A 17,949-nucleotide genomic window follows, 5' to 3' on the forward strand; every position below is an offset into this window, starting at 1 on the left:
CGGATCGCCCGGCTTCAAAGCCTCTGTGGCAAGTGCTTCGATGCGGGGGATATGGAGCAGGCCAATGATGGATCGTGCAAGCTTCGCCCTCTCCACACCCACTCCGTCACCCCGGACTTGTTTCGGGGTCCACCGGGCCGCAAGCGCGCGCTCAAGCCTCAAGCCCGTCTCCTCGCCGCAAAGTGGACCCCGGAACAAGTCCGGGGTGACGGGTGATAAAACCCTACGAACCGTCGTCGCCCCTACCGCCGCCCGTCCACCCCCTCGCCGACGTCCGCCTGCGGCAGATAAAGCGGCGCCACCCGCGCCTTGGCCCGCTGTTCATAGGCATAGCCCGCGCCCAGCACCGTCGCCTCGCCGCCCTTGGTGGCGATGAACGACAGTCCGACCGGCAACCCCTTGGCGAGCCCCATCGGCACGGTGAGGTTGGGATAGCCCGCGATCGCCGGCAGCTCCGACGACGACGGCCCGCCATATTGATCGCCGTACACCGGATCGCTCAGCCACGCCTGCGCATAGGTCGGCTCGACCAGCAATGTCGCGCCCGCGCGGCGCAGCATGCCGTCGATCGCCTCGCTCGCCAGTCGCAGCGATTTCGCCCGCGCCGCCTTGTACGCCGGATCGCCCAGCCCCTTGGTCTGCGCCGCCGCCTCGAACGTCTCCTGCTGGAAGAAGGGCATCTCCTCGGCGGCATGCGCGCGGTTGAACGCGATGAGCTGGTCGAGCGTCCGCGCCGTCACCGCCGGCGGGGTGGTCGCCAGATAGGCGTCGAGATCGGCCTTCAACTCGGTCTTGAGCACGGTGAATTCGGCGTCGCCGACGCCATCGAGCTTGGGCGGATCGACCGGCACCAGCACCGCGCCCGCCGCCTTGAGCACCGCGAGCGCGGCATCGAATGTCGCCGTCACCTCGACCGACAGTCCCTCCGGCCGCACCACGGCGACGCGCACCCCCGACAGCGCGCTCACCGACAGGCCCGCGGCATAGTCGCGGCTTACCGCGCCGGCGGTCGCCGGATCCGCGGGATCGGCCGCGACCATCGCCGAGAACAGGATCGCCGCATCGCGCACGCTGCGCGCCATCGGTCCCGGCGTATCCTGCGAATGGCTGATCGGCACGACGTGCGTGCGGCTGACCAGCCCGATCGACGGCTTCAGCCCGACCAGCCCGTTGATCGACGACGGACAGACCACCGACCCGTCGGTCTCCGTCCCCACCGCCGCCGCCGCGAAGCTCGCCGCCACCGCCGCGCCCGATCCCGACGACGATCCGCATGCGGTCCGGTCGAGCGCATAGGGGTTGCGCACCAGCCCGCCGACCGCGCTCCACCCGCTCATCGCATGGCTGGAACGAATATTGGCCCATTCGCTGAGGTTGGTCTTGCCGAGGATCACCGCGCCCGCCGCGCGCAGCGCCGCCACCACCGGTGCGTCGCGGCGCGTGACATTGTCCCTGAGCGCCAGGCTGCCCGCGGTCGTCGCCATCGGGTCGGCGGTCTCGATATTGTCCTTGATGAGCACCGGCACGCCGTGCAGCGGCCCGCGGATGCGCCCCGCTTTGCGCTCGGCGTCGAGCGCCTTCGCCTGCGCCAGCGCGTCCGGGTTGACCGCGATCACGCTGCGCAGCGTCGGCCCCTTGCGATCCATCGCCGCGATCCGGTCGAGATAGGCGCGCGTCACCTCGACGCTCGACGCCTTGCCCGCGGTCATCAGCGCCTGCACCTGTTCGAGCGACATCTCCTCGACCCGCGGCGTTTTCGCGATCGCGGTCGAGGCCGACGCGGCGAGCAGAACGGCAAGAAACATCCGACGCATGGAACCCCCTGTGCTTTTCGAGCGATGCTAGGGCCGTAGCGGCGACGCGCAAGCGTTCCGCCGTACGGATATCCGCCGTTCCACCTCCACCCCTCCGCCATATTGATCGGGATCAGGACGATGACAGCGCGCATAACGAGAATTGCCGCCGCGATCCTGGTGCTGCTGATCGTCGTCACCGGCCTCGCGGTGACGATCGTGCCGCGCTTTCTCGATCGGCTCTATTACGAAGGCCCGGCGACCGATCACTACGACGGCGCGCGCTTCTTCAATCCCGACAACGACCGCGACACGCAGGGCCTGCCCGGCGGCGGCAGCCGCGGCGGCTTCCTGTGGCGCCAGCTCACCGGCCGCGACGGCCGCCCGGTCTGGCCGGCGCAGGTCCCGGTCGCGCCATCGAAACCCGCCGCGCGCGTCGACGGCGAGCGGATGGTGGTGACGTGGATCGGCCACGCCACCGTGCTGATCCAGACGCAGGGCCTCAATATCCTCACCGACCCGGTCTATGCCGACCGCGCCGGCCCGCTCGGCTTCGGCCCCGCGCGCGTCGCCGCGCCCGGCGTGCGGTTCGAGGACCTGCCGAAGATCGACCTCGTCCTGCTCAGCCACAACCATTACGACCATCTCGACAAGGCGACGCTGCAACGGCTGTGGCGGCGCGACGCACCGGCGATCGTCACCAGCCTCGGCAACGACAGCGTCGTCGGCCAGACCGGCGCGAAGGCGCTCGGGCTCGACTGGGGCGGCAGCGCGACGCTGACCGCCGCCGGGCTGAAGGACACCAGCCGCGACATCCGCTGCGATCCCGACAGCTGGTGCCCCGGCGACCGCGCGCAGGTGTTCGTCACGCGCAACCATCATTGGGGCAGCCGCTGGTTCACCGATCGCAACCGCGCGCTCTGGTCGAGCTTCGTCGTCCGCCTGCCGAGCGGCGGCAATCTGTTCTTCGCGGGCGACACCGGCTTCGGCGACGGCCTGTGGCCGGGCGAGGCGGCGGCCTATGGCCCGATCCGCTTCGCGATGATCCCGATCGGCGCCTTCCGCTTCCAGCCGGGGCAGATGTCCTCGGGCAGCCATGTCGGCCCCGCGGAGGCGGCGCTGATCCACCAGCGCCTCGGCGCGGCGCGGTCGCTGGCGATCCACTGGGGGACGTTCCGCCTGTCCTACGAAGGCTATGACACGCCGCCGAAAATGCTCGCCGCGGCGATGCGCTGCACCGGCGGCAGCGGCTTCACCGCGGAACGACTCGGCGTGCCGTTCGAGATCGCGCCCTATGCGAAGCTGGCAGCGGGCAAACCGATGACCCCGCCCGAGATGATGCGCTGCCTCGACACGCCGGAGGTGAAGGCGCTGCCCTGACCATAATTGTCATCCCCGCGCAGGCGGGGATCCATACACGCTGATGCCGCGGCTCTTGCCAGACGTCCGAGGTTATAGATCCCCGCCTTCGCGGGGATGACAGGTTTCCATTTTGCTCGCGTACCAAACCTAGAAGGGAACTGGCATCAATCCACGAACGCGCGCTCGATCACATACGTCCCGGCCTTGGCGTTCGAGCCTTCCTCGAACCCCAGCCCGTCGAGCATCGCCGCGGTCTCGCGGATCATCGCCATCGATCCGCACAGCATGATCCGGTCGGTCTCGGGGTCGAGCTTCTTTGCCCCCTGCACCGGATCGCCGAACAGCGCGGCGCTCTCGATCAGGTCGCCGATCCGTCCGGTGGTGCGGAACGGCTCGCGCGTCACCGTCGGGACATAGTGGAATTGCGTCGCCGCCTCGTCCGACACCAAAGGATCCTCGGCGAGCCGCGCCTGCAATTCGTCGTGATAGGCGAGATCGCTGACCTGCCGCACCGAATGGACCAGGATCACCTGATCGAACATGCTGTAGACGTCTGGATCGCGCGCCAGGCTGAGGAACGGCGCGAGGCCGGTGCCGGTCGAGAAGAAGAACAGCCGCTTGCCGCCGACCAGCGCATCGGTGACGAGCGTACCGGTCGGCTTCTTGCCCATATACACCTCGTCGCCCGGCTCGATCAGCTGGAGCTTCGAGGTCAGCGGTCCGTCCTCGACCTTGATCGACAGGAATTCCAGTTCCTCGGCATAATGCGGGCTGGCGATCGAATAGGCGCGCATGATCGGCTTCGCGCCCTCGCCGTCGCCGGGCAGGCCGATCATCACGAACTCGCCCGAGCGGAAGCGGAAGCTCGCCGGCCGCTCGACCGCGAAGCTGAACAGCCGGTCGTTCCAGTGGCGCACCCACAATACCTTGACGTTCGCGAACGCCTTGGTCTCGGGCAGGGTCTTGGGGGAACGGAGATCGGTCATGCGCGACGGGCTTCGGGTTGTTTGCGAAGGGATCGCATTATGAACCCCGCGCCGCCGGGTCAACCAAAGCAAAGCTTGGCCATGCCCCTGCCGGTCATTGCCGAGCCCTGGCGGCTACCCCATATCCGTTCCCGATATGGCCATCCAGATCCGCACCAGCCTCGCCGAGCCGGAAACCGGCGAAAGCTTCGTCCCGCATCGCCCCGCACGTCCCGACAAGGTCGAGGGCGGCCGCCCGTTCAAGCTGGTCAGCGAATATAGCCCGAGCGGCGACCAGCCGACCGCGATCGCCGAGCTGACTGCGACCGCGCGCGCCGGCGAAAAGGATCAGGTGCTGCTCGGCGTCACCGGTTCGGGCAAGACCTTCACCATGGCCAAGGTGATCGAGGAATTGCAGCGCCCGGCGCTGATCCTCGCCCCCAACAAGATCCTCGCGGCGCAGCTCTACGGCGAGTTCAAGAGCTTCTTCCCCGAGAATGCCGTCGAATATTTCGTCAGTTACTATGATTACTACCAGCCCGAGGCATACGTGCCGCGCTCGGACACCTATATCGAGAAGGAATCGTCGACCAACGAGTCGATCGACCGGATGCGCCATTCGGCGACGCGCTCGCTGCTTGAACGCGACGATTGCATCATCGTCGCCTCGGTGTCGTGCCTTTACGGTATCGGCTCGGTCGAAACCTATTCGGCGATGATCTTCGATCTCAAGAAGGGCGCGACCGTCGACCAGCGCGAGATCGTCCGCAAGCTCGTCGCGCTGCAATACAAGCGCAACGACGCCGCCTTCGCGCGCGGCAATTTCCGCGTGAAGGGCGACACGCTCGAGATCTTCCCGTCGCATTACGAGGACAGCGCCTGGCGAATCTCCTTCTTCGGCGACGATATCGAGGACATCACCGAATTCGATCCGCTCACCGGCAAGAAGGTGGCGAGCCTCAACAGCGTGCGCGTCTACGCCAACAGCCATTACGTCACGCCCGGCCCGACGCTCAAACAGGCGGGCGACGCGATCAAGCACGAACTCGCCGAACGGCTCAAGGAACTCGTCGCCGAAGGCAAGTTGCTCGAGGCGCAGCGGCTGGAGCAGCGCACCAATTTCGACCTCGAGATGATCGCCGCCACCGGTAGCTGCGCAGGGATCGAGAATTACAGCCGCTTCCTCACCGGCCGCCTCCCCGGCGAGCCGCCGCCCACCTTGTTCGAATATCTGCCGGAAAACGCCGTCCTGTTCGTCGACGAAAGCCATCAGACGGTGCCGCAGATCGGCGCGATGGCGCGCGGCGATCACCGCCGCAAGATCACGCTCGCCGAATATGGCTTTCGCCTGCCGTCGTGCATCGACAACCGGCCGCTGCGCTTCAACGAATGGGACGCGATGCGCCCGCAGACGGTCAGCGTCTCGGCGACGCCGGGCAATTGGGAGATGGAGCAGACCGGCGGCGTCTTCGCCGAACAGGTCATCCGCCCCACCGGCCTCATCGATCCGCCCGTCGAGATCAAGCCGGTCGAGGAACAGGTGCAGGACCTGATCCAGGAATGCCACAAGACCACCGCCGCCGGCTATCGCACGCTGGTGACGACGCTGACCAAGCGCATGTCCGAGGATCTGACCGAATATATGCATGAGGCGGGGATCAAGGTCCGCTACATGCATTCGGACGTCGAGACGCTGGAGCGTATCGAACTGATCCGCGACCTTCGCCTCGGCGTCTATGACGTGCTGATCGGCATCAACCTCCTCCGCGAGGGGCTCGATATTCCCGAATGCGGGCTGGTCGCGATCCTCGACGCCGACAAGGAAGGCTTCCTTCGCTCGGAGACGTCGCTGATCCAGACGATCGGTCGCGCCGCGCGCAATGTCGACGGCCGCGTCATCCTCTATGCCGACCGCATCACCGGCTCGATGGAGCGGGCGATGAACGAGACCGCGCGCCGCCGCGAGAAGCAGGAGGAATATAACCGCGAACACGGCATCACGCCGACGACGATCAAGCGCAACATCGGCGACATCATCGCGCATGTATCGCAGGGCGATCAGGTCACGATTCCGATCGACGAGGACCGGCCGCACATGGTCGGCCACAATCTGCGCGCCTATATCGAGGATCTCGAAAAGCGGATGCGCAAGGCGGCGAGCGACCTCGAATTCGAGGAAGCCGGCCGGCTGCGCGACGAGATCCGCCAGCTGGAGAACGAGGAACTCGGCCTGCCCGTCGACGAGCAGAAGGCGCCGATCATGGGCCGCTCGAACGAGGGCAAGCCCGGCACCCGCAAGACGCGCTACGGCAAGGAACAGAAGATGCGGATGGGCGGCCGGCGCGGCGGGCGGTAAGCGCCGTCCGACGGCGGTAACATTGGTCAGGCAACAAACTACGGATCGGGTGGAAGGATGGCTCCATGATCCGCAGCTTCGCCGACGCCGAGACGGAACGCATTTGGAACCGCAACCGCAGCCGCAGGCTGCCGCCGGATATCCAGCGCCCTGCGCTTCGCAAGCTGCGTCAGCTCAACCGCATCGTCAGCCCGCACGACCTGCTCATCCCGCCGGGCAGTCGATTCGAGGAGTTGAAGGGCGACCGCAAGGGAACATATAGTATCCGCATCAACGCCCAGTGGAGGATCACCTTCCGCTGGGAGGACGGGAGCGCGATCGATGTCCGCATCGAGGATTATCATCGATGATAGCGAGCGACTGCCGAACATCCATCCGGGCGAAATCCTCCGTGAGGATTTCCTGATCGGCAGCGAGATATCCGCTGCTGAGGTCGCCGCAGGCGCGGGGATCGCCCGTGAGAAGCTGGAAGCGCTGTTGAACGAACGCGCACCGGTCGATGCCGAGTCCGCGCTTCGACTGGCTCGTTACTTCGGCATGAGCGAGACGTTTTTTCTCGGTTTGCAGAACGACTATGATCTCGAAGAGGCCCGGTCGGTTTACCGGGCCGATCTCGATCATATCATCCCCCGCGCCGCTTAGCCCGTCGTCAGGTTCGCCGCGCTCACCCCGTAATAGCTCGCGACGCGATCGGCATAGGCCTGGTCGAACACCGGCGCGTTGTTCGACCAGCTCGGCCCGCCCTCGAGCAGACGGCGGTCGATCGTCACCACGTAGAGGTCGCGCACCGGATCGAACTGGAGCAGCTCGAAGGGCAGCGGATAGAAGCTCTTGCCCATGCCGAGGAAGCCGCCGAGGCTGAGCACCGCATGCGTCGACCGGCCCGTGCCCTTGTGCACCATCAGCGCATAGACCGACCCGACCTGATCGCCGTCACGGCTCTCCACCTTCAGCGTGTGGGCGACGTTCGCCTGGACGAGCAATTGCGTAGCGGTGGTGGACTGGCTGTCGGTCGACATCGGATGCTCCTGGTTGTTGACGGGTGAACCGCCCGTTGCCCGCGCCGGTTCCACGCGCACGCCGCTTGAGGCATCGCCGCCCTTCCCGCATAAGCCGCCCGATGCGCATCCTTTCCGCCACCGCCCTGCTGCTCGCCGCGAGCGCCTGCGTGCCCCAGCCGGTGGCACCGCCCGCCCCCGCGCCCAAGCCGGTGGTGGCGCTGCCCGCGCCGCCGGTCACCGCAACGCCGCGCGGTGCCGACTGGCGCGACTGGCCGCTGACCCCGGGCGACTGGATCTGGCAGCGCGACACGCGCGGCAGCATCGCGCGCTTCGCCCCCGCCGGCGGCCCCGCACGCCTCGCGCTGCGCTGCGACCGCGACCGGCGCCAGATCATCCTGTCGGTCGACGGCAGCACCGCGACCACCCTCACCATACGCACCACCAGCATCGCGCGCGCGCTCCCGGTCCAGCCGAACGGCGGCAATCCGCCGTCGCTCGCCGCGACGCTGGCGGCCAACGACGGCCTGCTCGATGCGATGGGGTTCAGTCGCGGCCGTTTCGTGATCGAGCGGCCGGGCGCACCGACGCTGGTCGTGCCGGCCTGGGCGGAGATCGAGCGGGTGACCGAGGACTGCCGCGGCTGACGCGGCGGCGAGGGTTGGAATCGTCGCGTAAAAACCCCTGCATTACAAGACTTGTTTCCACCGCGGCGCATGTGCACATTGCGGGTGTGGCCGGGTCCGGTCACATGGCTATCAACAAGCGAAAGGAGGTGATCCGATGTCTCATGGTTCAGCAGTGAGTTCGGTTCGGTTCGTTCGGGGGACCGGCTTCTGACGTCCGTTTGAATCGTGTCGGGGGGTATCCTCCCCCAATCAACGGCACGACGAGGATGAACGAGGTCCCATGGTTTCCCGGGCTGGAGCTCTCCGGCCGCTGACCATGTTTGGAGGGTGTCGGGCTGCCGGGAGGCGCACGGCACCCTCTTCTCACATCTGGGGCAGGGCGCATTGGCCCAGCGTGCCGTGGCCGCACTTCCGCTTTGACTCGCCGGCGTCCGAAGATAGGTTCCTTCCGGATATGGTTTCGGGAGGGACGGGATGTCGCCTGGAGTTCGCATCGGAATCGTCGCGCTCGCCGTCGCGCTGATCGCGCTGCTCGGCTGGCGGATCGATAGCCGCCATCCGGTCGTGCCCTCCCCGCCGGACACGACGCCTGTCCGCGTGATCCCCGCCAGCCCGATGCCGCCGTCCACGACGACGGCACCGATCGTCCCGTCGGCTTCGCCCACGCCGCAGCCGACCGCCGCCTCATCGTCACCGCAAGATGACCCGATCGCCGCCAACCTCCCGCCGCTGGACAGCGACCCGCGGGAGTTGCACGCCCGGTTTCGGGCCGAAGCACGCGATGCGGGCTGGGCAGGACGCCGGGAAACCGACTTACGCCGCGCCTTCGCCGATATCCCGAACATCGGCAGCGACCCCCTCACCGTCCGCTGCGCCACGACGGTCTGCGAAGTCTCCGGCACCTACCCGCCCCGCCTGCCGCCCGACGCGGACGGCGGAGTGATGAGCGGACTGCAAGGCCCGCAGCTATCGGATCGCGCCCGAGCCCTTGGACTCGACCAAGCCGCGTCCTCGTTCAGCTCGGTGCGCGACCGGCCGAGCTTCCTGATCTTCTTCCGCCGCCGGTAACGCCGTTCGCGCACCGATCGACCGCATCGGCGCGCACGGCTCTATAACGGGATCATGGCTGCAACGATCATCCGCCCCTATGCCGCGCCGGACAGGGACAGGATCCCGGCGCTGATCCTGCCGATCCAGCAGGTTGAGTTCGGGATGCCCATCACCGCGGACGATCAGCCGGATCTGCTGGCGATCGACAGTTATTATCAGACCGGCGCCGGCGGGTTCTGGGTGGCGGAGCGCGACGACGAGATCGTCGGCACGATCGGCCTCAAGGACATCGCCAAACGCAACGGCGCGCTGCGCAAGCTGTTCGTCGCCGCGCATGCCCGCGGTCGCGAGCTTGGCGTCGCCGTGGGGCTGCTCGATGCGCTGGTGCAGCATGCCCGGCAAAGCGGGATGCAGAACGTCTTTCTCGGTACCGCGCGGGATTTCCACAGCGCGCACCGTTTCTACAAGAAGAACGGCTTTCGGGAGATATCGCGAATGGGCCTGCCGGTGAATTTCCCGGTGATGATGGTGGACCGCAAGTTCTTCCAGCTCGCGATCCCGCAGTCGCCGACGACCACCGGCGGCCGCAGCCGGGTCAAAGGAACGCCTTTGCCCGGTTGAGCACCAGATTGCACACCTGGTTCTTCACCTGCCCGCGCAGCCCGTCGAGCGACAGCGCTTGCCCGCCCGGCGCCTGCACCTGCCCCGCCTGGCCCGCCGCATAGCCCGGCTGGCTCTGCACGTCCTTCTGCCCGGTCAGCCGCCCGAGCACACCCGCCGCGCCCGACGCGCCGCCACCGGAGCCGAGCAACCGGTTCTTGACGCAATAGCCGAGCAGCCCGGCGGCATTGCCCGCGCCGATCGAACCGATCCGCGGCAGCGCCCCGGCCCCTCCGCCGCCGCCGAGCAGGCTCTGCGCCTGCCCCAGCCAACCGCCGGCCTGCGACGTACCGGTGGCGGCGCCGGTCTGCGGTGCCGGATCGGCGGTCTGCGCGCTCGCCAGCGTCGGCGCGAGGATCAGCGCGGCGGCAAGGATCGTCTTCATGGCAGGGCTCCCATCGTCATGATGGCCAACCAACCACCCGCCGCGGGCGCCGTTCCACCGCCGCCCGCGGCGATGGCTCGGCCCGTCCCGCTACTGCCGCCTCCGCTCACGCCGGCGTCAGCAGCCCCTCGCGTGCGATCTTCTCGCGCCACACCAGAGGCGCGAGCTGATGGACGTTCTGCCCCGCGCTGTCGACCGCGACGGTGACCGGGAAGTCGCTGACCTCGAATTCGTAGATCGCCTCCATCCCGAGATCCTCGAAGCCGACGACCTTCGACCCCTTGATCGCCCGCGCGACGAGATACGCCGCACCGCCGACCGCCATCAGATAGGCGCTCTTCGCCTCGGCGATCGCCTCGGTCGCCGCCGGGCCGCGCTCGGCCTTGCCGACCATCGCGAGCAGCCCCTGGTCGAGCATCATGCGGGTGAATTTGTCCATCCGCGTCGCCGTCGTCGGCCCCGCCGGCCCGACGACCTCCTCGCCGACCGGATCGACCGGCCCGACATAATAGATCACGCGCCCGCGGAAATCGACCGGCAGCGGCTCGCCCTTGGCCAGCATGTCGGCGATCCGCTTGTGCGCGGCGTCGCGCCCGGTCAGCATCTTGCCGTTGAGCAGCAGCCGGTCGCCATGCTTCCACTGCGCCACCACCTCGGGCGTCAGCGTGTCGAGATCGACGCGGATCGCGGCGCTGTCCGGCTGCCAGTCGACCTGCGGCCAGTCACTGAGCTTCGGCGCCTCGAGATAGGACGGGCCGCTGCCGTCGAGCGTGAAATGCGCGTGGCGCGTCGCGGCGCAATTGGGGATCATCGCCACCGGCTTGGACGCGGCATGCGTCGGCCAGTCGAGGATCTTGACGTCGAGGATCGTCGACAGCCCGCCCAGCCCCTGCGCACCGATGCCGAGCGCATTGACCTTGTCCATCAGCTCGATGCGCAGCGCCTCGATATCGTTCTTCGGCCCGCGCGCCTTGAGCTGCCCCATGTCGATCGCACCCATCAGCGATTGCTTGGCGAGCAGCATCGCCTTTTCGGCGGTGCCGCCGATGCCGATGCCCAGCATCCCCGGCGGGCACCAGCCCGCGCCCATCTGCGGGATCATCTCCAGCACCCAGTCGACGATGCTGTCGCTCGGGTTCATCATCTTGAACTTCGACTTGTTCTCCGACCCGCCACCCTTGGCCGCGACGTCGACCGACACGCGCGACCCCGGCACCATCTCGACGTGGAGCACCGAAGGCGTGTTGTCGCGCGTGTTGCGCCGGGTGAACGCCGGATCGGCGAGGATCGAGGCGCGCAGCTTGTTCTCCGGGTGCAGGTACGCCCGCCGCACGCCCTCGTCGATCACCTCCTGCAACGACAGGTCGCTGTCGAGCCGGCAATCCTGCCCCCATTTGACGAAGACGGTGACGATGCCGGTATCCTGGCAGATCGGCCGATGCCCCTCGGCGCACATCCGGCTGTTGGTCAGGATCTGCGCGATCGCATCCTTCGCCGCCGGGCTCTGTTCGGCGTGATAGGCCTCGCCGAGCGCGCGGATGTAATCCATCGGATGATAGTAACTGATGAATTGCAGCGCATCGGCGACGCTGTCGATCAGGTCGGTGGCGCGGATGGTCGTGGTCACGGGGCGGGCTCCTTCGCGCCCGCCTTAAAGCCCGGAAGGATGGCCGCCAAGGCACGTTTCGGACCGGAGCCGGTGTCGTCCCCGGCACTTGCCGAGCGTTCTGCGAAACCCCGCGATGCCGCCCCCTCCCAGTGTTCCCGTGAAGGCGGGAACCCAGAGCCAAGCAAAATAACGTCTCGTGGCATACGTGACCCTGGGCTCCCGCCTGCGCGGGAGCACTCCGAATGCCCGACGCACCCCGGCGGAGGCCGGAGGTCCGCGAGACCCCGCGATGTCGCCCCCCTCAGTGTTCCCGCGAAAGCGGGAACCCAGAGCCAAGCAAAACAACGTCTCATGGCGTTCATGACCCTGGGCTCCCGCCTGCGCGGGAGCACTGCACATGCCTGACGCACCCCGGCGGAGGCGGGAGGTCCGCGAAACCCCGCGATGTCGCCTCAGTATTCCCGCGAAGGCGGGAATCCAGGGCCAATCAAAACAACGTCTCGTAGCGTACGTGACCCCGGACTCCCGCCTGCGCGGGAGCACTGCACATGCCTGACGTACCCCAAAAACCGCGCGCCCACGCCTCTGCCCGGAGGTGACGAACGCCGGCACCGCGACCCAAAAACCCCCGTGATCGCAAAGCTTTCTCAACCATCACACGTTATTTTGCGCGTCATGCCCCTGCCCTCCCCCACGCCCGATCAGATCCCCGCCGTCCCGGTGCTGCGCCTGCTCGGTCTCGGCGGCGAGCAGAGCGACCATGAGGCGCAGATGCACGCCGGCCATCTCGCGCACGTCCGCACGATCTGGCCGTTCGCGCTCGCCGCGCAGGGAATCGCCAGCGCGGTGCTGATCGGCGCGGCGCTGGGCGACGTCGCCACCAACGGCGCGCCGGTCGGCATCGTCGTCGCCATCGCGGCGCTGCTGCTGCCCTCGCTCGCCGCCTATGCGCTGCTCGCGGCGTCGCGGCCGCGCAGCTGGCCGCCGCACGTCCGCACCCGCGGTCTGGTGGCGAGCGCCACCGTCGCCGCCGCCGCCCTGCTCTGGCTGCTCTGGGCGTCGACGCGGCTGCCGATCAGCCCGGTCCAGCTCGGCTGCTTCGTCGGCCTCGCCGGCGCGATCGGCATGACCAGCATCGCCCTCCACCCGGTCCGCGCCGCGACGCTCGGCTTCGGCGCCGGGCTGGTGCTGATGCTCGCGCTCCTGTCCGACAGCGTGCTGCCGGCGCTGGTCGCGCTCGCCTTCCTCGTCTGCCTCGGCGTCGCCACCGCGCGGCTCGCCCGGCTCGACGGCCTCGCGGTGCAGCGCCGCGTCTCCGCCGCGCGCGAGGGCAGCCTCGCGGTCAAGATGATCGCCGAATTCGAAGGCCATGGCACCGGCTGGTTCTGGGAGGCCGACCGCCAGGGCCGCATCACCTATCTCTCCGCCAAGGTCGCCGCGGCGCTCGCCCCGCCCTATCGCGATCCCGGCGGCTGCCTGCTCACCGACGTGTTCCGGATGGACAGCGCCTCGCCGGGCACCGAACGCACCCTCGCCTTCCACATCTCGTCGCGCACCTCGTTCGCCGATTACACCGTCTGCGCGACCGGCAGCACCGACGGCACCGAACCCGACCGCTGGTGGTCGATCTCGGGCCGGCCGGTGATCGACGATCTCGGCCGCTTCCAGGGCTTCATCGGCTCGGGCAGCGACCTCACCGAGAAGCGCAAGTCGGATGCCGAGATCACCCGCCTTGCGCTGTTCGACGGCCTCACCGGCCTCGCCAACCGCCAGCGCATGCGCCAGAGCCTCGAAAAGACGCTGCAACCGCAGGGCGGCGTGCTGCGCCCCGCCTCGCTGTTCCTGATGGACCTCGACCGGTTCAAGGCGGTCAACGACACGCTCGGCCACCAGGCCGGCGATGCCTTGCTCAAGCAGGTCGCGCAGCGGCTCGAACGCGTCGTCGGCGCGGTCGGGCTGGTCGGCCGGCTGGGCGGCGACGAATTCAAGGTGCTGCTGCCCGCGATCGACCATCGCGACACGCTGACGACGCTCGCCCGGGAGCTGATCGCCGCGCTGTCGCAGCCCTATTTCATCGCCGGCGCGACGGTGACGATCGGCTGTTCGATCGGCATCGCCATCGCCCCCCAGCATGGCGACAATGCCGAGGAGCTGGTCCGCAACGCCGATCTCGCGCTCTATGCCGCCAAGGCAGACGGCCGCGGCGTCCACCGCTTCTTCTCCGAGGAGATGCTGTCGGGCGCGAAGAGCCGCAAGGCGCTGGAGGACGACATGCGCGCCGCGCTGGCGGAGGGCGGCTTCCACCTCCATTATCAACCCGTGGTCTCGACCGCGACCGAGGAGATTACCGGCTATGAGGCGCTGCTGCGCTGGCAGCATCCGGTGCGCGGCCGCATCTCGCCCGCCGACTTCATCCCGGTGGCGGAGGAATGCGGGCTGATCGAGGCGCTCGGCGAATGGGTGCTGCGCACCGCCTGCGACGCCGCGGCGCGCTGGCCGCGGGCGGTACGCGTCGCGGTCAACGTCTCGCCGATCCAGTTCGCCAACCCCGCCTTCCCGGCGATCGTCACCTCGGCGCTGGCGCGCAGCGGCCTGCTCGCGTCGCGGCTCGAGCTGGAGATCACCGAGGGCGTGTTCCTCGACGAATCCGGCGCGACCGATGCGATGTTCCGGTCGCTGAAGGCGCTCGGCGTCCGCCTCGCGCTCGACGATTTCGGCACCGGCTATTCCAGCCTCGGCTATCTGCGCACCGCGCCGTTCGACAAGATCAAGATCGACCAGAGCTTCGTCCGCGGCGCCGCGCAGCCGGGCAACCGCAATGCTGCGATCATCCGCGCCATCGTCACGCTCGCCGATACGCTCGCCATGGAGACGACCGCCGAAGGCGTCGAGATCCAGGACGAGATCGAGCTCGTCCGCACCCTGGGCTGCAGCCATATCCAGGGCTTCGTCTACGGCGCCGGCATCGCCGATGCGGAGGTGATCGTACAGCTCGGCGGCGCGGTGCAGGCCGCGCCGGTCGGCCACAAGGTGAGCCGCGCGCCGCGCACCAAGATGCTGCGCTCGGCGCGGCTCGCGATCGGCCGCACGCAGGGCGACGTGCGCATCCGCAACATCTCCGCGAGCGGCGCGATGATCGACGGCGTCGCGATCGACGACGAGGCGGTCGGGCTCGACGTGCTGATCGAACTGGTCGAGGACCAGATGTTCGCCGCCCGCGTCGCCTGGGCGCAGGACGGCAAGGCGGGGCTGCATTTCGCCGAGAATTTCAACCTCGACCGGCTCCAGCAGGCACAGCCCGGCCGCGTCGCCCGCCGCGCGACCTAGTCCCCATCGACCTTCATCGGCGTAAGGTAATTCCTCCCCCTGGCGGGCAGGGCTATCTCATATGGCTATGCTGATAAGGCTCGATTGGTTTCCTCACGAGATTCGTCACCCCGGACTCGTTCCGGGGTCCACCGGGCCGCAAGAGGACGGTACAGAACCAAGCCTTTCTCCTCGCCGCGGGGTGGACCCCGGAACAAGTCCGGGGTGACGGGGTGGGTTTGGCACACGACGGACTCACAGAAATCTTCATATGCGATAGCCCTGCCCTAGCGGGGGAGGATTTTGACGGAATGTCGGTCCCACCTTAGTCCCGTCCCACCCGCTAGGCGCGCGATTCATGTCCGGATTCGCCGGGACTAAAAATTTTCGTTCCCGCATCGTTCCCTTGCGCTTTCCGTAACCCGCGGAAGTCCGCGCGTCGTGCGGCATCGTCCGCTGCCGGGGTGCACCGGCGGGGCGGAACCGGCCTCGCTCCGCCGCATTACCCCCTTGCCTGCCGCGTCGGTTTGCCACAACTTGTGGGGGTTGAGTTCGGGGGCGGACCCAATTGCTGGTAGAGAACACCGTCGATCCCCATATCGGGCATCGGTACCGGGCAAGCCGCGGCATCGCGATGTGCTCATTTTGTTCTCTTCCTCGGGCCGCCTTGGTGGTAGCATGAGAATGCACCGCCGATTCGAACACTTAGAGAACGAAGGATCGGTTTCGATGGATTTCAGGGACACGCAGGGTGAAGCAATGACCAGCGACACGATCGAAGCACCGGCCGGCGAAGCCACCACCGATGCGGCACGCGCCACCACCGCCTCCCCCGCCACCGAGGCGGTCGGCACCGGCAGCAAGGCAGTCCGCGCCCGCCCCTATCCGGTCGAGGTCGACCATAGCCGCGACGCGCTGCTCACCGACTTCGGCAAGGAGACGCTGAACGACCGCTATCTGCTGCCGGGCGAGAGCTATCAGGACCTCTTCGTCCGCGTCGCCTCGGCCTATGCCGACGATGCCGCACACGCGCAGCGCCTGTACGATTATATCTCGAAGCTGTGGTTCATGCCGGCGACGCCGGTGCTGTCCAACGGCGGCACCGGGCGCGGCCTGCCGATCAGCTGCTATCTCAATTCGGTCCCCGACAGCCTCAACGGCATCGTCGACACCTGGAACGAGAACGTCTGGCTGGCCAGCCGCGGCGGCGGCATCGGCACCTATTGGGGCAACGTCCGCGGCATCGGCGAGCCGGTCGGCCTCAACGGCAAGACCAGCGGCATCATTCCCTTCGTCCGCGTGATGGACAGCCTGACGCTCGCGATCTCGCAGGGCTCGCTGCGCCGCGGCTCGGCCGCCTGCTATCTCGACATCAGCCATCCGGAGATCGAGGAATTCCTCGAGATCCGCAAACCCTCGGGCGATTTCAACCGCAAGGCGCTCAACCTGCACCATGGCGTGCTGCTCACCGATGCCTTCATGGAGGCGGTGCGCAACGGCGAGGAATGGCATCTGCGCAGCCCCAAGGATCAGACGATCCGCCAGACGGTGGATGCGCGCTCGCTGTTCCAGAAGCTGGTCGAGACCCGCCTGCAGACCGGCGAGCCCTATATCGTCTTCGCCGACCACGTGAATTCCAACATGCCCAAGCATCATCGCGAGCTGGGCCTCAAGGTGTCGACCTCGAACCTGTGCAGCGAGATCACGCTGCCGACCGGCGTCGACCATCTCGGCAACGACCGCACCGCGGTCTGCTGCCTGTCGAGCCTCAACCTCGAGACGTGGGACCAGTGGAAGGACGAGAAGGGCTTCATCGAGGACGTGATGCGCTTCCTCGACAACGTCCTGCAGGATTACATCGACCGCCACGAGCCGGGGATGGAGCGCGCCGCCTATAGCGCGAGCCGCGAACGCTCGGTCGGCCTCGGCGTGATGGGCTTCCACTCCTTCCTCCAGGCGCGCGGCCTGCCGTTCGAGGGGGCGATGGCCAAGTCGTGGAACCTGCGGATGTTCAAGCACATCAAGGGCCAGGCGGACGAAGCCTCGATGCAGCTCGCGATCGAGCGCGGCCCCTGCCCCGACGCCGCCGACACCGGCGCGATGGAGCGGTTCAGCTGCAAGATGGCGATCGCGCCGACCGCGTCGATCAGCATCATCTGCGGCGGCACCAGCGCGTGCATCGAGCCGATCCCGGCCAACATCTACACGCACAAGACGCTGTCGGGCAGCTTCTCGGTCAAGAACCCCTATCTCGAAAAGCTGCTCAACGAGAAATCGAAGAACAGCGACGCGGTGTGGAACTCGATCCTCGAACATGGCGGGTCGGTCCAGCATCTCGACTTCCTCTCGGTGGAGGAGAAGGATTGCTACAAGACCAGCTTCGAGATCGATCAGCGCTGGCTGCTCGAACTCGCCGGCGACCGCACGCCCTACATCGACCAGGCGCAGTCGCTGAACCTGTTCATCCCCGCCGACGTCGAGAAGTGGGACCTGCTGATGCTCCACTTCCGGGCGTGGGAATTGGGCATCAAGTCGCTCTATTACCTGCGTTCCAAGTCGGTGCAGCGCGCCGGGTTCGCCGGGTCGGGCGGGGTCGAGGCGGACAATACCATCGCCGCGCCCAAGTTCGAGATCGGCGAGACGAACGACTATGACGAATGACTGGCGTGCCAGTAAACGAATAGGTCAACCTCACCCTCCCACCCGACTGCGTAGGGCGGGCCCCATCCTCTACCGCAGGGGTAGGGGTGAGGTGGCCACCATTGCCTCACCCATCGGGCAAGGGAGGGTGCCGGGCACGGGAGCAAGGGTGCGGTAGAAAGGAGGCGCACAAAAA

The 17,949-nt window shown here is 67.6% G+C and carries 14 protein-coding genes; 9 read left to right on the top strand and 5 right to left on the bottom strand.

What is annotated here, in order from left to right:
- Nucleotides 1-242: 242 nt before the first annotated feature.
- Nucleotides 243-1,814, bottom strand: coding sequence for an amidase (locus FFS23_RS14135; protein WP_137899097.1), 1,572 nt, complete (start codon nt 1,812-1,814; stop codon nt 243-245).
- A 120-nt stretch (nt 1,815-1,934) separates the two neighbouring features.
- On the opposite strand from FFS23_RS14135, the gene FFS23_RS14140 reads away from it, so the two are divergent.
- A complete protein-coding gene (locus FFS23_RS14140) occupies nt 1,935-3,173 on the top strand; it encodes an MBL fold metallo-hydrolase (protein ID WP_137899098.1) in 1,239 nt (412 codons plus the stop codon).
- A 146-nt stretch (nt 3,174-3,319) separates the two neighbouring features.
- On the opposite strand, the gene FFS23_RS14145 is transcribed toward FFS23_RS14140, so the two are convergent.
- Entirely contained in the window at nt 3,320-4,141 is an 822-nt protein-coding gene (locus FFS23_RS14145; RefSeq protein ID WP_137899099.1) for a ferredoxin--NADP reductase, read from the bottom strand.
- 136 nt (nt 4,142-4,277) lie between these two features.
- On the opposite strand from FFS23_RS14145, the gene uvrB reads away from it, so the two are divergent.
- From uvrB to FFS23_RS14160, 3 genes are all read left to right on the top strand, one after another.
- On the top strand, nt 4,278-6,476 hold the full coding sequence (gene uvrB, locus FFS23_RS14150; protein ID WP_137899100.1) for an excinuclease ABC subunit UvrB: 2,199 nt from the start codon (nt 4,278-4,280) through the stop codon (nt 6,474-6,476).
- A gap of 65 nt (nt 6,477-6,541) precedes the next feature.
- Nucleotides 6,542-6,826 carry a type II toxin-antitoxin system RelE/ParE family toxin gene (locus FFS23_RS14155; protein ID WP_137899101.1) on the top strand — a complete coding sequence of 95 codons (285 nt, stop codon included), beginning with the start codon at nt 6,542-6,544 and terminating at the stop codon, nt 6,824-6,826.
- Nucleotides 6,798-7,118, top strand: coding sequence for a HigA family addiction module antitoxin (locus tag FFS23_RS14160; RefSeq protein ID WP_137899102.1), 321 nt, complete (start codon nt 6,798-6,800; stop codon nt 7,116-7,118). The genes FFS23_RS14155 and FFS23_RS14160 overlap by 29 nt, the downstream gene beginning before the upstream one ends.
- Here the strand turns inward: FFS23_RS14160 and FFS23_RS14165 are convergent.
- Nucleotides 7,115-7,495: a PRC-barrel domain-containing protein gene (locus tag FFS23_RS14165; RefSeq protein WP_038663553.1), complete on the bottom strand. Its 381-nt coding sequence runs from the start codon at nt 7,493-7,495 to the stop codon at nt 7,115-7,117. The two genes, FFS23_RS14160 and FFS23_RS14165, sit on opposite strands and share 4 nt — an antisense overlap.
- A gap of 101 nt (nt 7,496-7,596) precedes the next feature.
- On the opposite strand from FFS23_RS14165, the gene FFS23_RS14170 reads away from it, so the two are divergent.
- The 3 genes from FFS23_RS14170 to FFS23_RS14180 all read left to right on the top strand — a co-directional run bounded on the left by FFS23_RS14170 (nt 7,597) and on the right by FFS23_RS14180 (nt 9,774).
- Nucleotides 7,597-8,121: a hypothetical protein gene (locus FFS23_RS14170; protein ID WP_137899103.1), complete on the top strand. Its 525-nt coding sequence runs from the start codon at nt 7,597-7,599 to the stop codon at nt 8,119-8,121.
- Between the two features lie 456 nt (nt 8,122-8,577).
- Complete coding sequence (locus tag FFS23_RS14175) at nt 8,578-9,171, top strand: hypothetical protein (RefSeq protein WP_137899104.1); 594 nt, start codon at nt 8,578-8,580, stop codon at nt 9,169-9,171.
- A 54-nt stretch (nt 9,172-9,225) separates the two neighbouring features.
- Nucleotides 9,226-9,774, top strand: a complete 549-nt coding sequence (locus tag FFS23_RS14180) for a GNAT family N-acetyltransferase (RefSeq protein ID WP_137899105.1) — start codon at nt 9,226-9,228, stop codon at nt 9,772-9,774.
- Here FFS23_RS14180 and FFS23_RS14185 read toward each other — a convergent pair.
- Both FFS23_RS14185 and FFS23_RS14190 read right to left on the bottom strand, forming a co-directional pair.
- A complete protein-coding gene (locus tag FFS23_RS14185; RefSeq protein WP_137899106.1) occupies nt 9,749-10,198 on the bottom strand; it encodes a DUF2501 domain-containing protein in 450 nt (149 codons plus the stop codon). The two genes, FFS23_RS14180 and FFS23_RS14185, sit on opposite strands and share 26 nt — an antisense overlap.
- Before the next feature lie 106 nt (nt 10,199-10,304).
- Complete coding sequence (locus FFS23_RS14190; RefSeq protein WP_137899107.1) at nt 10,305-11,825, bottom strand: fumarate hydratase; 1,521 nt, start codon at nt 11,823-11,825, stop codon at nt 10,305-10,307.
- Nucleotides 11,826-12,482: 657 nt separating this feature from the next.
- Here FFS23_RS14190 and FFS23_RS14195 point away from each other — a divergent pair.
- Together FFS23_RS14195 and FFS23_RS14200 are read left to right on the top strand one after the other, a co-directional pair.
- A complete protein-coding gene (locus tag FFS23_RS14195; protein ID WP_137899108.1) occupies nt 12,483-15,134 on the top strand; it encodes an EAL domain-containing protein in 2,652 nt (883 codons plus the stop codon).
- A 708-nt stretch (nt 15,135-15,842) separates the two neighbouring features.
- A complete protein-coding gene (locus FFS23_RS14200) occupies nt 15,843-17,774 on the top strand; it encodes a ribonucleoside-diphosphate reductase subunit alpha (RefSeq protein ID WP_137899109.1) in 1,932 nt (643 codons plus the stop codon).
- Nucleotides 17,775-17,949: the final 175 nt, after the last annotated feature.

Origin of the sequence: Sphingomonas sp. 2SG (assembly GCF_005503285.1) — a bacterium.
GTDB classification, from domain to species: Bacteria; Pseudomonadota; Alphaproteobacteria; order Sphingomonadales; family Sphingomonadaceae; genus Sphingomonas; species Sphingomonas taxi.